This is a genomic window from Weizmannia sp. FSL K6-3076 (genome assembly GCF_038007245.1).
GTDB classification, from domain to species: Bacteria; Bacillota; Bacilli; order Bacillales; family Bacillaceae_C; genus Weizmannia; species Weizmannia faecalis.
The window spans coordinates 2,184,937-2,200,684 of record NZ_JBBOWU010000001.1; the positions used below are offsets into that span (position 1 = coordinate 2,184,937).

A 15,748-nucleotide genomic window follows, 5' to 3' on the forward strand; every position below is an offset into this window, starting at 1 on the left:
GGTCTTTAATCTCCAGGATGGGGCGGAAATGGCCCTGCGACCGTGCGTGTTGTACCCGTTCAGACAGAAAATGAGTTGCTTAAGGCTCAAAGGTCTTCACCCGTGCCTGTTTACCAGGTTAAAGAACCAGGCGCCAAAAAGCGAGTGCATCTGTTTGGCATCAGCCGCATGAAAGGCCTGCCTGCCGGCTGAAAGGCGCAGAAAAAAGCAAACGAAAAAAACGGGGAGCGCTCCGTATTTTTTCCGTTTGCTTCAAAGTAATTCTTCAGTTTCCAGCATTTTTTCAATTTTTTTCAATGCGCCGGGCTCCACCGCTTCCACTGTCGTTGCGGCTTCTTCAAGCGCCTTCTCATAATCATAGCGCCGGAAAGCTACTTCTGCGCGCTCCAGCCCGTCCGCCACTTTCTTATATTTAGCACGGTAACGGTTGCCGTATTGAATCACTTTTTCAGCAAGCTGAACATTTTCCAATAAAGCTTTCGTGCTTTTTTCAAAGTTTCCGACTGCCTGTTCCGCCTCCAGCAGATGGTGGTTGACCCTCTCCATGTTTAGCGGCGTGGCATGGAGGCTGTCGGCAGTATCACGAATCGCGTTCCAGGCCGCTTCATACAGGCTGCGGTACGAGTCCGGCAGCCCGGGGATATTGCTTCTTTCGACAAGGCGGCGCATATCCTGGATTTTCCGCTTCAATCCCGCGATCTTCGCGCGTGCCTCCATTTCTTCCTTCCGCAGGTTCTGCAGAAATTCGTTAAACGTCTTCTGGTCATCCTGCAGTTTTTCAATCTGCCCTTCCATTTCTTTGAGCTGTTCGCTTAACACGGTATAAATCGTTTCGTTTTCGGGAATTTTTACTTCAAGGACCGCCAAACGCGCGGCCAGTTTCTCCAACTGTTTATCGAGTTCAGCAGGAACGGCCATGTTTTCCTCATGCAGTTGGTATGTCTTTTGCACGGATTCTGTTTCTGTTGTGAGGCGCTTGTTTTCTTCCCGTACTTCATCCAGCATATCCTTCACTTCGCGGAAATGCTTGAGCACATAGTTTTTTGCGTACGCTTCTTTTTCTAAAACATCGTAAATCGTTTCTATTCTTTCCTTGATTTCCCGGATGCCTTCCTCGACATCCGCTGTGTCAGCCTGTTCAAGTTGTTTCCGGTAAGCCGATAGCTTTTCTGTAAGCTCCTTCATTTCTTCATCAAACTGCAGGTGATCGAGCGCAAAGCCTTGTGCAGCCATTTCTTTGTAGCCCTCTTTCAATTCAGCAAACTGCATCGGCAAAAGCGATTCCGTTTCCGCCAGCAAATCCGGAATTTTTCCGGCATCCTCCTGCAATGTTTCTGTTTCAGTTTTCAGTTCATCGGCTAATTTCTTTGCCTCCAAATAGTTCCCGGCTTCCGTCAATTCATGGTAACGGACAAATTTCTCCGCCAGGCTGTCCACTCTCAGGTCGAGGCTTTTAATGGCTTTTCCGAATGTATGGCGCCGTGTCAGAAGCTGTTTCTTCAAGTCTTTGAAGATTTTCCCGAGTTCTTCCACTTCTTTCCGGGATTCTTTCTCGGCATCCATCAGTTCATTGACGCCGTCCAGTATATCTTTTATTTTTTGTTCCGCAGTTTGAAGAATCGCCTCTGCTTCCGCCTGTACGGCCTTCGCCTTTTTGAAACGGTATTTGTCAGTGTGCTCCTCGATTTCAAAGAGCTTATCTTCCACTGCCGGCAGTTCCTCGTTTAAAAGGTCCTCCCAGTCTTTGCGCCAGCCTTCAAATAAACTTTCCGCCTCCCCGCCCATATTGAGCCGTTTGACTTTTCCCAGCTCATCGGTGACAGGCCGGTTCATGATTTCAATTTTCCATGCTTCAAGCTTGTCAATCTCTTTGTAAAACTGCCTCCTGATAAAAAAACCGCAAGTCAATAAAACCAGCAATAAAAGAATAGCGCCAATGATGCCATACATCATAAACTTGAAAGCCTCCCGTTCGTCCACAAATCAAACCTTAATATCCGCTCATTATGTATGTATGAATACCGGAACAATCCTTCCCGATACCCACAGGCATGTATGTTTATTTTTATTCTATGATACCATGTAATGACAATATTTGACTATGAAATTCGAGATTTTTCGATTCATTTTGGGGAAGGTTTTTTCCGTACCCACAATAAAAAAAGCCGGCGCTTATTTTTTGCACGTCGGCGGGCTTTTTCGGAAAGCTGCCGGCATTTTAAAAACAGCCAGCCCGCTCCGGCCATTAAAAAGCGGTTTCAAGCAGCAGCGGTTCCGGCTGCGCCCCCGCGTTTTGCCGGATGCTGTCCAGCCATTCGGCAACCGATTTGCCGTATTTTTCGGCAAAATACGGCTCTTCCGGCTGCATGCCCCATACTTCGCGGATATACTGGCTGTTTAAATACGGCATCGACAGCATGCTTTTCAGCTGGATCATGAGAAAGTTCAGTTTGCCCGCCTGGATTCCGGGACCGCACCAGGCTTTGACGAGCTTTTTTAATAAATAACGCTCTTTCATGAAGTAAGTGGACAAAATTTCGCGGACAATTTGCGAATCAATGGTGACTTCCCGCCATACAAATCTGGACAGCAGGTGGTTTTCGCTTTGAAAGTGCAGGATGCGGAAGGCCGCCCGTTTTAATCCATCCTCCGAAAGATTTTGCACTTCTTCTTCAAGGCAGGCAATATACGGTTCAAAAAAGCGGATAAAACACGCTTCCAATAGCCCCTGTTTGCCGTTAAAGTAATAGGAAATATTGGCCGAATTGACTTTTGCGGAAGCCGCAATCGCCCTGATTGTTGTTCCTTTATAGCCCTTCGTATGAAATAAAGCAATCGCCGTATTAAATATTTTTTCTTTTGTTTCACTGCTGTTTCCGTCCATTTGTTCCACCCTTTCCTCTTTTTTGCTTGCCGGGCTTCCCCTTTTGTGTTAAAAATATTCTATTCCGTACTATTCCATATGCCGGGCCGGGGTTCCTTTAAAAACTTTCCGACAAAATCCCGCCCCGTTTTTAAAAAATTTGCTGATGTAAGGATGATGGCGATGTTTCATGCAGAAAATCCCCAGGGAACGAAGAAAGAAAAGTATGATCTTGTCGTAAAACAGCTGATCGCGCTCACAGAAGACGAACCGGATAAAATTGCCAATTTAAGCAATGCTGCAGCGCTGTTAAACCAGTTTCTTGACCGGGTGAACTGGGTCGGGTTTTATTTCGCAAGCGGGGATGAACTCGTCCTCGGGCCGTTCCAAGGTTTGCCAGCTTGTGTACGGCTTCCGTATGGAAAAGGGGTGTGCGGGACAGCCTGGAAAGAAAAACGGGTGCTCCGGGTCGCCGATGTGCAGCAGTTTTCGGGCCATATTGCCTGTGACGCCGCTTCCCAATCCGAAATTGTCGTCCCGCTGATGAAAAACGGTGAAGTGATCGGCGTTTTGGATATCGACAGCCCGGAAAAAAATCGATTTGATGCAGAAGATGAAGCGGGACTGGCAGCTTTTGCCGCAGCGCTGGAAAAAGTGCTGTAAGGCCGGTTTCGCAGGTTGATAAATAAGGAGATAAAAGCATGCCGAGTCCCAAAGGCCGGACGAACTTGGCAGGCAGCAAGGATTAAGCGGCCTGAAGCAGATATTAAAACCATAACCGAATGGATAAAAAATGCCCCCATTGCCGGATCAGGCAATGGGGGTTTTTTAAGGCGGCTGTACAAAAGCAATCAGCTGCAGTGCGCCCTTAATTGGCTTTCATTTCCATATCGCTGATGACCACCTGGTTTTTTCCGAGGCTTTTCGCATGATACAATCCGGCGTCTGCCCTGTTAAAAAGCGATTCCACCGTTTCATTCATCTCTTTATTCCAGTACGACACCCCGCACGAAATGGTAACCGGAGGATTTGTATTTTTCTCAACAGCCGCAAGCACCCTTTTGGCGACCTGCACCCCTGTTTGAAGCGGCACGCCGGGAAGATAAATCGCCATCTCCTCTCCGCCCCATCTTGCTCCGATATCGGTTGAACGAATGTTTTCTTTGATCAGCTTTGCAACCTGGATCAAAATTTCATCCCCGACTTGATGGCCGTATGTGTCATTGACTTTTTTAAAGTCGTCAATATCGAGCAAAATCAGCGTGCCCTGCTCATCTTCACCGATAGAAGTTTCCATCCGGCTGTTCAAGTAATTTTTGGCAAACAGCTGGGTAAGATGGTCGGTGATCACCATTTTTTCAAGCCGCTCGCGAAGCATGGAGTTGGTTAAGGCCATGCCCGATTGATAAATAAGCGACTGAAAAAGTTTGAACCTGTCAAAAGAAAAATGGTAAGGCGCTTCATGAAGAACAAGGCAGAACCCCTTTAAATCATCTTCCTGGATAATCGGGACAGCCATCAGCGAAGAAAAGCGATAGTTTCTGCCGGGAAAACGCTGGTTTAAGTTGCTGATAAACAGGGATTCTTTCGTATCAGCAAAAGAACGGTTTGCAAAATCAAGATACCGGATGCCTTCCTTTTCTTCAAAAATGGGGCTGCTGCCTTCAAGCAGGTCCATTTTTCCATTCTCCATCATCACGAACCCGATTGCCTGGGTATCAAATGAACTGGAGATCTGCTCCATTAAAAAATCGACGGTTTCTTTTAAATTCGCGCTTTTATTTAACTGGCGGGAAACCGAATTGATCAGGCGGAGTTCTTCAATGGACTGCATCGACTGCTGGTACAGCTTGGCATTCTCAAGCGCACTTCCCGCCGTATTGGCGAGCAGGCTGATAAATTCCAGATCGCTGCGGTTAAATTCATAGTTGGCAAAAGTGATGACCTGCAACACGCCGTACACGCCCTGCTTTCCCCTTAGCGGCGCATAAAGCATCGTTTCGTTTGTCCGCCATACCGTGGCAAGATGGACCTGGCCGTTTACATATGATTCGAGCGCCATTTCGTCGACCGCATCATATTGCAGCGATTTGATCGGCAAATCAAGATTGTGGTGATAATCGTCCGACAGCATTAAGGTGTATTCAAAAACCGGATACAGCCTTTTCAGCGTGTAAATGATTTCTGCAAGGATCGTATCCGTATCCATGGAAGAATGGAATTTTCCGGTCACTTGGAATAATTCGATGTAACGCTTTCTGTCGGCTTCGACAACAGACAACTCATACTTCAGCTGCAGGAAGTTCCGGCTTTCCCTGACAAACGCCTGCAAATCCGCGTCAGACAGCTCCCCGAACATCCTGTTTGGAATGGAAAGAAGCAGGCAGCCATCCTCCATGTTTTTTTCCGGAATAAAAAAAGCAATGTTAAACTGTTTTAAATAAGGATCCTTTTGCAGTTTCCCATTTGTGACAACCTGGGAGGCTGTTTTTAAAGCTTTAATTTTTCCGGATGGCACGACAAGTTCGACGTCATGCCGGAAAGGATTGTAAAAGCCGCATATTTTGTAAAACTTTGTGTTCTCGCTGTCCGGCTTATAATACACGATATGATCAGCGCTGAGCACTTCTGCCACGACCGCCACCCAGTCATCCAGGCTACTTGCTGTCTCAAGATTCATTAAATCCAGTAAACGGGACTTATAATATAGGATTAAATGATTTTCTTTCTTTTCCATTTCCTAATCACCCTGACCCTGTTTCCGTATAAAAGCGAAAAACGCATAAAAAGCGCGAGCCTTGAAAATGAAGAATATTAAAACAAAAAACTGCACGGGAGACGTAAAAATGTTAAAAACCGGTCAAATTAATACCATTATAATGCAAAAGAACTATAAATGTACAGTCTGCCTAACCGATATACTGTATATATTGTGTCTTAAGTCCTGTTATGAAGCCGTGCGAACGGGATGTGAAAATTTTTTGTCGCAACACAGACCAATTTGCATTTGTTGTTGACTTTTTATCTTTGAAAACATATAATCAACGTTGTGTAAAATAATGCAGCCTTATTGGACGGCTTTGTGTTTGTATTTTGTTCCTTGCCTGAATGCAAGGTGTATCGTGTAACCCTCTGCTGCTGGGGCGATGGTACATGAAAACAAAATACGCATGAAGAAGTGTCCATGATATCTGTTTTTATTTTACAACAAAATAAAAACAAAGGAGGAGTCTTTCATGGCTCGTTATACAGGTCCAAGCTGGAAATTGTCCCGCCGTCTCGGGATTTCTTTAAGCGGTACCGGAAAAGAATTGGAGAAGCGTCCTTATGCACCTGGACAGCACGGCCCGAATCAGCGCAGAAAATTGTCTGAATATGGCTTGCAATTACAGGAAAAACAAAAGCTTCGCCATATGTACGGCTTAAATGAACGCCAATTCCACAACACTTTCCTGAAAGCTGGCAAAATGCAAGGGAAACACGGTGAAAATTTCATGGTTCTTTTGGAATCACGCCTTGATAACCTTGTTTACCGTCTCGGTTTGGCTCGCACACGCCGCCAAGCACGCCAGCTCGTAAACCATGGGCATATTCTTGTTGACGGCAAACGCGTCGATATCCCGTCTTACCGTGTAGAACCGGGGCAAACGATCGGCGTGCGCGAAAAATCCCGCAACCTTGATGTTATCAAAGAAGCGATCGAAACAACGACATTCGTTCCGGATTACCTTTCTTTTGATGCAGACAAGCTTGAAGGGACTTACAGCCGCCTCCCTGAACGCTCGGAACTGCCGGCTGAAATTAACGAATCGTTAATCGTCGAGTTCTACTCAAGGTAATGTGTAAAACCCCGAAACCGCTGTGGTTCCGGGGTTTTTTATATTCTGAAGGTAACCGGTTGTTCAGCAAGCCATCCCGGCAACCAAGTTAAACATGAGATACAGTCTGGCCATGCCAACGCCAAAGAGAATAGCAAAGCAGCGTCCCTCAGCCTTGACCAAATCATGATGACCGAGGCATCAAAAGACGAACAGCAAAGTATAATGGGAAGCAACACAAATATCGTACGAACGTATTTAAAAATCGGCCGTGTCATGGTCATAGCCCTCCCTATAAATGTTTTGTGTGCGCACCACGGCTTTCGCTTTCGGAATCCCCGCGGCGGGCTTCATGGTTCATTTTTCTTTTTCAATATTCAGATTCATTGTATAGAAAAAATTTCCCAAAAGTCCACATCATTTATTCGACAAATTGCGGGACGGTTAGAAGGATGGACCCCTTAACCGGACGGGAAAATGAGCAGAGATGGGTCTGTGCCATTGGTTTCCGCTGTTGCGGCACGATTTGCTGATAGCTTGCCCATGCCGGGTTAGGCACGGCGCGGCCGGGATAGAAATACAAATCAACAAAATGAAATAGAAAAGGCCGCCCGGGGCACGGTTGCTTTGCGGAGCGGCCTTTTTCTTACCTCTTCCTTTTGCGTCGCCACAGCATGAAAAGCGAAGCGGTCAGGGCAGCGGTGAGAAGCGGTTCTTTTTTCAATTTATTATCTTTTGTATACAGTGCATCCTTTACAATAAGGTTCACATTTTGCGGGCGTTCGGCAAGGCGCCGCATATAATAGCCGAACCAGTCATTTCCGAACGGCATGTACGTCGTGAAATGGTATTTTTTCGCCAGTTCATACTGCATCTCCTGGCGAAATCCGTACAGCATCTGAAACTCAAACCGGCTGTGTGGGATTTGGTTTTCTTCAATAAATGCTTCCAGTTCGCGAATGATGTGGTGGTCATGGGTGGCAATGGACGTATATGCCTCGCCGAGCAGCCGTTTTTTTACAAGCTTTACATAGTTCCGGTCAATTTCCGCTTTTGACTGAAAAGCGGCTGTCTCGCTTTCTTTGTAAGCGCCCTTTACAATCCTGAGCCGGACATCCTTCAGTTCATCCATAACCGCTTCGGCGTTGCGCAAATACGCCTGGATGACTGTCCCGACATTTTGGTACGTTTCAAGCAGGGTTTTCAACACCTCTATTGTAGCATGAAAATGGGTATAATCTTCCATGTCAATATTGATGAAAATCCCGTATTCCGCTGCACGCGCCAAAATGTCTTCCATATTTTGCAGGCAAAACGTGCGGTCAATATCCAGCCCGAGCTGGGTCAGTTTCACCGAGATATGGCAGTCCAGGTTCTCCTCATGGATCCTGTCCAGCATTTGCAGGATGCGCTGTTTCGCCGATGCCGCTTCCGATTTTTCCGATACGAATTCGCCCAGATTGTCAACGGTGCAGCTGATTCCGCGGGCATTCATTTCCCGGATGGTCCGGGTGACGGAATCAATATCCGTCCCCGCAACAAATTTTTCAGCACCGAACCGAAAACCCCATTTTTGCGCACTTTTATTTAAAAACCTGCTGTTTGAAAGGCCGATGAAAAAATCCCTCGTCAAATTTGCCATATCGCCTTTCCTCCCGTTAAAACATTTCCGATACAGACTTTGCTTCCATAAACAGCTTCAAATAATCCGGGCCGCCCGCTTTCGAATCGGTACCGGACATTTTAAAACCGCCGAACGGCTGGTAACCGACAACGGCCGCCGTGCATCCCCGGTTAAAATACAGGTTGCCGACATGGAATTCGTACCGGGCGCGTTCCAAATGCTCCCTGTTTTTCGAAATGACGGCGCCTGTCAGCCCGTATTCCGTATTATTGGCAATTTCAAGCAGTTCGTCAAAATCTTTTCCTTTCGCAAAAGCGACAACCGGCCCGAAAATTTCTTCCTGCATGATCCGTGCCTTTGGATTTACATCTTTAAAAATCGCCGGGTAAACGAAAAATCCTTTTTCGCCATCCGTTTCCCCGCCAAAGACGAGTTTGCCCTCTTCTTTGCCGATTTCTATATAACTTTTAATCTTGTTAAACTGCTTTTCGTTAATGACAGCACCCATATACACATTTTCTTCGGACGGGTCGCCGACGGTTACGTTTTTCGCAAGGGCGATCGCCTTTTCGAGCACTTCTTCATATACGTCTTCATGTACGACTGCCCGCGAGCAGGCTGAACATTTCTGGCCGGAAAAACCGAATGCCGACTGGACAATCGCATCTGCGGCGAGATCGAGATCCGCTTCTTTATCGACAATAATCGTATCTTTGCCGCCCATTTCAGCAACGACCCGTTTTAAAAAGTGCTGGTCCTTCTGCACTTTCGCAGCCCGTTCATAAATGCGCAGGCCCGTTGCTTTGGAACCCGTAAAGTTAATCCAATGGGCAGACGGATGATCCACCAGGTAATCGCCGATTTCTGCCGGATCGCCCGGCACAAACTGGAGCACGCCTTTCGGAACCCCCGCTTCTTCCAAAATTTCAACGAGTTTGTATGCAATAACAGGCGTGCTTTCCGAAGGCTTCAGCAGAACCGGGTTCCCGGCAACAAGCGGGGCAACCGTCGTGCCGCAAACAATGGCGAAAGCAAAATTCCACGGCGGAATGGTCACCCCCGGCCCCATCGGCTGATAAAAATAAGTGTTGTGCTCATTTTCACGCTGTTCCATTTCCTGCCCCTTTGCAAGCTCAAGCATCTGGCGGCCGTAGTATTCCAAAAAGTCGATTCCTTCCGCCGTATCCCCGTCCGCCTGGCTCCACGGCTTGCCGGCATCAAACACAAGCCACGCCGACAGCTCATGTTTGCGGCGGCGCGCAATCGCAGCGGCTTTGAACAGCACATTCGCCCGCGCTTCGGGTGCCATTTTCCGCCAGCTGCGAAATGCCTCATTGGCGCCTTCGAAAGCTTTGTCAACCAGTTCTTTCGATGCTTTCGAAACTTTCCCGACAACCTGTTCTTTATTCGCAGGATTGACGGATACGAGCTTATCCTCTGTAAAAATCCGTTCTCCGTTTATTACAAGCGGGTACTCCTTCCCGAGTTCCGCACGCACTTTTTCAAGTGCCGCTTGAAACGCCTGTACGTTTTCAGGCTGGTTAAAATCCGTTAATGGTTCATGTTTAAAAGGCAAGACCAATGAAAAAACCTCCTTCATCCTCGTTCTGGCTTAATACCATGCAAGAATCATGCCAACTTCCGGAACACCCCTGTTTCCCTATATCCGCAAAAAAATAAACCGTTTTCTATGTACAATATATTTACACAATTGTAAATCGAATGTACAATACCTTTACACGACAAAGGGGAGGAAGACGGAAATGGCAAATGAACTGTCTTATTTGCAGGCGGTATTATCGGCGGAAAATGATGCGATTACGATCGTAAACGAAAAAAAGGAAGTCATTTATTGGAATGATGCCGCCGTCCGGACCTACAATATTCCAAAAGAAATGATCTTAACCAAAAAAATTACCGATTTTTTTCGCGATGATGATTTAATGGTGCTCAAAGTGCTGCGGACAAAAGCCCGTATTACCGACCAATATCATCGGCCCCGCCCCGACAAGCATGTCGTCGTCAATGCGCGGCCCATTTTTGACAACCGCGGCAGGCTGATCGGCGCGGTATCCGTGGAACGCGATATCACCCAGATTGTTAGGCTGAACGACAATCTCGTCTCCACTTCCATAGAACTGAATGAACTGCGCCAAAAAATGTACACAAGCTATGAAGAAACGCCTTTTTCCAAATTAAAGGGGAAAAGCCGCGCGCTCCGGGATACGATCCAAATTGCGGCGAAAGCGGCGAAAACGGATGCCGTCACGCTTATTCTCGGCGAGTCCGGCACCGGGAAAGAAATATGCGCGCGCGCCATCCATGAAGCAAGCGCGCGGAAAAACGGCCCTTTTATTCCGGTGAACTGCGGCTCGATCCCTTCCGCCCTGTTTGAAAGCGAATTATTCGGCTATGAACCTGGCACGTTTACGGGTGCGGAGAAAAAAGGAAAAGCGGGAAAAATTGAAGAAGCGGACGGGGGTACGCTGTTTTTGGACGAAATCGGCGAACTGCCGCTAGATATGCAGGTGAAGCTGCTGCGCGTGCTGCAGGAAAAAGTGATTTACCGCATTGGCGACGCTTCGGGCAGGAAAATCAATGTCCGTTTTATTGCCGCCACCAACCAAGACATTGAAAAAATGATGAAAGAAAAGACATTCAGGTCGGACCTTTATTACCGGTTAAATGTTATTCAAATTACGATGCCGCCATTAAGGGTGCGCACAGACGATATTCCTGTCCTCGCCCGCTACTTTCTGAAACAATTTGCCGTCCAGTACAAGATGCCTGAACCGGAACTCGCCCCTGATGCCCTTTCTTTCCTGCAAGCGTATCATTGGCCAGGGAATGTCCGGGAGCTCCGGAATTTAATGGAACGGATGGTGATCCTATCAGAAAAGCCGTTTATTGACCGCGCCTCCCTTCTCCGCTTTTTCCAGGGAAATGAAACCCAACCGTCCGGAAGTGCCATCCCGGAAAGCGGCACTTTGCCTGTGGAAAAAGAAAATATGGAAAAACAGCTCATTGAAAAAGCATTGCGCAAAGCAGGCGGGAACAAATCCGCCGCAGCAAAAGAACTTGGCATTTCAAGGGTCACCCTGTATCAGAAGCTGAAAAAATTTGGAATTGGGAGCTGACTTCCCCCGCCGGGAAAAACGAAGAAGGGCAAGCCGCGATCGGAGCAATAAAAAAGGGATGCACATTTCAGGCATCTTCATTGTGCATCCCTTAATATCCTCAATGTTTAATTAAAAAGTATTTTTTCTTCCCTCTTCTAATAACGGTAAATTCGCCGCCGATTTTGTCCTTTTCCTGCAACACAAACCCGAGATCCGTTACGCGGTCACCGTTTACGTAAATGGCGCCGTTTTGGATATCTTCGCGTGCCTGGCGTTTTGACGGGGAGATTTTGGCGGCAACGAGCAACTCCACAAGCTGCTTTTGTTCTTCGCTTTCAAGCTGGAATGACGGAACATCTTTAAATCCCTGCTTCATTTCTTCAGCCGACAGTTTCTTCACATTGCCGCTGAACAATGCTTCCGTAATATTCAAAGCCTGCTGCAATGCTTCCTCCCCATGGATCAGTTTTGTCATTTCCGCGGCCAGCGCTTTTTGGGCTTTGCGGAGATGCGGTTCGGTTTCAACCGATTTTTCCAGCTCTTCGATTTCTTCTTTTGGCAAAAAGGTGAAGTACTTCAAGTATTTTACGACATCGAGGTCAGCCGTGTTGACCCAGAACTGGTAAAACTCATATGGCGATGTTTTCTCGGCATCGAGCCAGACTGCGCCGCTTTCTGTTTTCCCGAATTTTGTGCCGTCCGCTTTTGTGACAAGCGGAATGGTAAGCCCGAAAGCTTTTTCTCCTTCCGGTTCGAGCTTGCGGATCAGCTCAAGGCCGCTTGTAATATTGCCCCACTGGTCGCTTCCGCCGATTTGCAGGCGGCAGTTGTATTGTTTATACAAGTTAAAGTAATCGACGGCCTGGAGGATTGTATATGTAAATTCCGTAAACGAAATACCGGTTTCAAGCCGTGATGCGATCGTGTCTTTTGCAAGCATGTAGTTGATGCCGATATGCTTTCCGTAATCACGCAGGAAAGTAACGAGATCCATCGAGCCGTGCCAGTCATAGTTATTGACCATGATGGCGCCTGACTCGCCGTCAAAATCAAAAAAGCGTTCCAGCTGTTTTTTCAATGCTTCGCCGTTTTGCTTGACCTTTTCAACTGTTAACAGCTTTCTTTCTTCCTTCTTGCCGCTCGGGTCGCCGATCATGCCGGTTGCCCCGCCGAGCACGACAATCGGCCGGTGTCCCGCTTGCTGGAAGCGACGCAGCGTGAGGTACGGGAGCAGATGCCCGATATGCATGCTGTCGCCTGTCGGGTCAATCCCGCAATACAGGGTCACTTTCCGGTTTTGAAGCAACTCCGCGAGCCCTTCTTCGTCTGTCTGCTGGTAAACAATTCCCCGCCATTTTAAATCTTCGAGTAAATCCATTTCAAACCACTCCTTTTGTGCCATTTCAAATGCCGGCAGCATTCAGGTTCCAGCGCCCGGCTTATATCCGGCGATAATGGGCAGGAACCTGTTGCTGCCTTCTTTTTCCTGTAAAACAGAAAAACGCCCCTCCGCCAAAACGAAGGGACGATTGTATCGCGTTACCACCCAACTTGAGAATTGCTTCTCCACTCATTTGGATAACGGCTGGGGGCCGTCTGCCGTATCCGGCAAAAGCTCCGGGGTGTAATTCGCCGCCTGCCTGTACCGGTTCGCACCAACCACCGGCTCTCTTGTATGCAGCAACAGGAAGCTACTTGATCCTTTCGACGCTTCATTCATCAAATTGTAAGTTATTTTTACCATATACATTTTGAAATGTCAACCTTGCCAAGCAGGCTGCACCAGCGCTTTCTTCAAATTCGGTAATGCCCATTTTAACCTTTCCTCATCCGGCAAAGGCCCTGTTCCGTCCCGAAGCACGCCTTCCAGCGTGTCTTCCCGTTTTCTTCCAACCCAAACCGTGCCTTTCCGATCGTATACACCCGGCAATCACCGGGCATGGGCGGCAACACCGGCAATCCGTTCCGGGCAGGTGTAAATATTCATCGACCCACCGCGGATAAAGCCGATCGTGGTAATGCCGAGTTCTTCAGCGGATTCCAGGGCGAGTGTGGTGGGTGCCGATTTCGATAAAATCACCTCGCAGCCGATTTTGGCTGTCTTCAATAAAATTTCCGAGGAAATGCGCCCGCTGAATGCAAGGATTTTCCCTTTTGTGGAAACCTGATTTTTCAAACAATATCCGTAAATTTTATCAAGCGCGTTATGGCGGCCGATATCCATCCGGCTGACAAGGATCCCGCCGGCATCGCACAGCGCAGCATTATGGACGCCCCCTGTTTTTTTAAACACTTCGGCATTCTCCTGCAATGCTTCCATCAGCCGGAAACAATCATCAACTGTAATTCGGACGTGCACACCGTCCATTTTTTTCGCCGCCAGAGCATCATTGACAAAAACAAACGCCTGCCTGCTCATTCCACAGCAGGAGGTGATATAACGTTTATTTTGCAGCTGTTCGTAATAAGGATTAAGATGATCGGTCCGGACATGGACGAATCCTCCTTTTTCATCCGTCCAGATGTCGCGGATATCTTCATAGCGCCGGACAACCCTTTCCGACACAAGATAACCGACCGCCATGTCCTCGATATATTCAGGTGTGCACACCATCGTCACCCATTCCTGCCCATTCACTTTTAATGTCACCGGGAATTCCGTTGCGACTGTATCCAGCGCCCGTTCGAGCCTCCCGTTCTTGAAACGGAGAATTTCCCTCTGCGTGTCCACATTTTTCATGGGTTCAACAGCCCCCTGTCTATAATGTTTTATTTTAAAGGAATCAGAGTGAACTACCCTCCACTTATCAACCTTACGGTTTGATTGAAGTGGGGGCTTCTCGACTTATCGTTGCTTTTACTAGCCAACGAAAACTGACCGAGCTAACCCTCTTGTTCCAAGAGTTTTGTTACTTATGATAACGCTAATAAGCGTAATCCCTCATTTTTGATATTGATTGCTGAATTGTGATCGCGATCTAATACAAAGCCGCAAGAACATTTATATACACGTTCAGATAATGGCATTTCTTTTTCCTTGCCGCAACATGAACACTTCTTAGTGGAGGGAAACCACTTATCAATTTTCACAAGTTGTTTCCCCTGTTCTTTTAGCTTATACGCTAAGAAAGTAGTGAACATCCCCCAGCCGTTGTCGTGAACGCTTTTCCCAAAGTGAAGGGCTTGAGACATCCCTTTCATGTTCAAGTCCTCAATCACGACAGCATCAAAGTTAGAAGCTAATTCTTTTGACTTATGATGAAGAAAATTCATGCGTTGGTTCGCCACTTTCTCATGTAACTTAGCCACTACTAGTCGTTGCTTGTTCCAACGTGCAGAACCTTTCTTTCTTCGAGAAAGAATTCGTTGTGCTTTTGCTAATTTATCTAAGGCTTGCCGATAGTAACGTGGGTAATTGGCTTTCTTACCCTGTTCACTCTCGACATATAGACCATCCATAGCAAAATCCAAACCAACAACTTTCTGTATTTTAACTGGACGAATATCTTTCTCATATTCTGTCAAAATTGAAATGTAGTATTTGCCTGTCTTTGTTTTAGAAATAGTGCAAGATTTGATTTTATAATCAGCAGGTATCTCTCTATGCTGTTTCATTTTTATTGGCTTTTTGATTTTTGGCAGTTTGATATGACCATTTTCTAGCTTAATATTTCCGTTGACCATATTAGTTGTATAGGATTGTTTTGCTTTACGATTTTTGAACTTTGGAAAATCCGCGTTTCCTTCAAAGAAATTCTTATAAGCAGTCTGTAAGTTCATTTGTGCATTTGCCAAAGCTAAAGAATCCACTTCTTTTAGGAATGGAAATTCACTTTTATATTTTGCAGGGGTCGGAAACTTTTGCTTTTTAAGCAATTCTTTATCATCCTTGAACTTTTCATACGTTTCTTTGCGTTCAGCTAACATCTTATTGTAGACAAAGCGAACACAACCAAATGTCTTAGCTAATAATGCGGATTGTTCTTTGTTTGGTAACAAACGAAACTTGAAAGCTTTGTTTTGCTTGGCCATATCAATTCACCTCACTTTGTGCGGAAAAATTTCGTATATATTGATTATATCGTAAAAAATCCGTACAATCAATATGAGGTGATAATCATGAGAGAAGAGAAAGAACGTGTAGAAATTCGTATGCCTAAGACGATATTAGAAAAATTGAAGCAATATCAAAAAGAAAATGGGATTCCAACTAGAACAGCCGCAATCTTAGAATTGTTGAGAAAAGGATTGGAAAAATAACTTTGGCTAAAGCCAACCGAAATTCATCTCCCACCTACTCATTGGTGCGATTCGCACCTTCACA

12 protein-coding genes and 1 other annotated feature are annotated in these 15,748 nt (G+C 46.6%); of the genes, 4 read left to right on the forward strand and 8 right to left on the reverse strand.

Annotated features, from left to right (window positions below; all coding sequences use genetic code 11):
* Window positions 1-252 precede the first annotated feature (252 nt).
* Both ezrA and refZ read right to left on the reverse strand, forming a co-directional pair.
* Window positions 253-1,953: a septation ring formation regulator EzrA gene (ezrA, locus tag NSS95_RS10410; protein ID WP_014097724.1), complete on the reverse strand. Its 1,701-nt coding sequence runs from the start codon at window positions 1,951-1,953 to the stop codon at window positions 253-255.
* Window positions 1,954-2,245: 292 nt separating this feature from the next.
* Entirely contained in the window at window positions 2,246-2,884 is a 639-nt protein-coding gene (gene refZ / locus NSS95_RS10415; protein ID WP_017551288.1) for a forespore capture DNA-binding protein RefZ, read from the reverse strand.
* A gap of 162 nt (window positions 2,885-3,046) precedes the next feature.
* Between refZ and NSS95_RS10420 the strand changes: the two genes are divergently transcribed.
* Window positions 3,047-3,526 (forward strand): GAF domain-containing protein, encoded by a 480-nt coding sequence (locus tag NSS95_RS10420; RefSeq protein WP_014097722.1) that lies wholly within the window; start codon window positions 3,047-3,049, stop codon window positions 3,524-3,526.
* A 205-nt stretch (window positions 3,527-3,731) separates the two neighbouring features.
* Here NSS95_RS10420 and NSS95_RS10425 read toward each other — a convergent pair whose 3' ends face one another.
* Entirely contained in the window at window positions 3,732-5,600 is a 1,869-nt protein-coding gene (locus NSS95_RS10425) for a sensor domain-containing diguanylate cyclase (RefSeq protein WP_026683660.1), read from the reverse strand.
* Window positions 5,601-6,099: 499 nt separating this feature from the next.
* On the opposite strand from NSS95_RS10425, the gene rpsD reads away from it, so the two are divergent.
* Window positions 6,100-6,702, forward strand: a complete 603-nt coding sequence (rpsD, locus tag NSS95_RS10430) for a 30S ribosomal protein S4 (RefSeq protein ID WP_013859951.1) — start codon at window positions 6,100-6,102, stop codon at window positions 6,700-6,702.
* Window positions 6,703-7,327: 625 nt separating this feature from the next.
* Here the strand turns inward: rpsD and NSS95_RS10435 are convergent.
* On the reverse strand, window positions 7,328-8,323 hold the full coding sequence (locus NSS95_RS10435; protein WP_017554570.1) for a proline dehydrogenase family protein: 996 nt from the start codon (window positions 8,321-8,323) through the stop codon (window positions 7,328-7,330).
* A gap of 16 nt (window positions 8,324-8,339) precedes the next feature.
* Window positions 8,340-9,887, reverse strand: coding sequence for an L-glutamate gamma-semialdehyde dehydrogenase (gene pruA / locus NSS95_RS10440; RefSeq protein WP_014097717.1), 1,548 nt, complete (start codon window positions 9,885-9,887; stop codon window positions 8,340-8,342).
* A gap of 181 nt (window positions 9,888-10,068) precedes the next feature.
* Between pruA and NSS95_RS10445 the strand changes: the two genes are divergently transcribed.
* Window positions 10,069-11,442 carry a sigma-54 interaction domain-containing protein gene (locus NSS95_RS10445; protein WP_014097716.1) on the forward strand — a complete coding sequence of 458 codons (1,374 nt, stop codon included), beginning with the start codon at window positions 10,069-10,071 and terminating at the stop codon, window positions 11,440-11,442.
* A 100-nt stretch (window positions 11,443-11,542) separates the two neighbouring features.
* On the opposite strand, the gene tyrS is transcribed toward NSS95_RS10445, so the two are convergent.
* The 3 genes from tyrS to NSS95_RS10460 all read right to left on the reverse strand — a co-directional run bounded on the left by tyrS (window position 11,543) and on the right by NSS95_RS10460 (window position 15,456).
* Window positions 11,543-12,802, reverse strand: coding sequence for a tyrosine--tRNA ligase (gene tyrS, locus NSS95_RS10450; protein ID WP_013859957.1), 1,260 nt, complete (start codon window positions 12,800-12,802; stop codon window positions 11,543-11,545).
* 140 nt (window positions 12,803-12,942) lie between these two features.
* Window positions 12,943-13,141, reverse strand: a binding site (T-box leader).
* Window positions 13,142-13,354: 213 nt separating this feature from the next.
* Complete coding sequence (gene fdhD / locus NSS95_RS10455) at window positions 13,355-14,164, reverse strand: formate dehydrogenase accessory sulfurtransferase FdhD (RefSeq protein WP_014097714.1); 810 nt, start codon at window positions 14,162-14,164, stop codon at window positions 13,355-13,357.
* Between the two features lie 173 nt (window positions 14,165-14,337).
* The gene (locus NSS95_RS10460) at window positions 14,338-15,456 is read right to left on the reverse strand and encodes an RNA-guided endonuclease InsQ/TnpB family protein (protein ID WP_014095882.1); all 1,119 of its coding nucleotides are present in this window, start codon (window positions 15,454-15,456) and stop codon (window positions 14,338-14,340) included.
* Between the two features lie 87 nt (window positions 15,457-15,543).
* Here NSS95_RS10460 and NSS95_RS10465 point away from each other — a divergent pair, with 87 nt between their 5' ends.
* Window positions 15,544-15,684, forward strand: coding sequence for a hypothetical protein (locus NSS95_RS10465; protein WP_013858507.1), 141 nt, complete (start codon window positions 15,544-15,546; stop codon window positions 15,682-15,684).
* Window positions 15,685-15,748 lie beyond the last annotated feature (64 nt).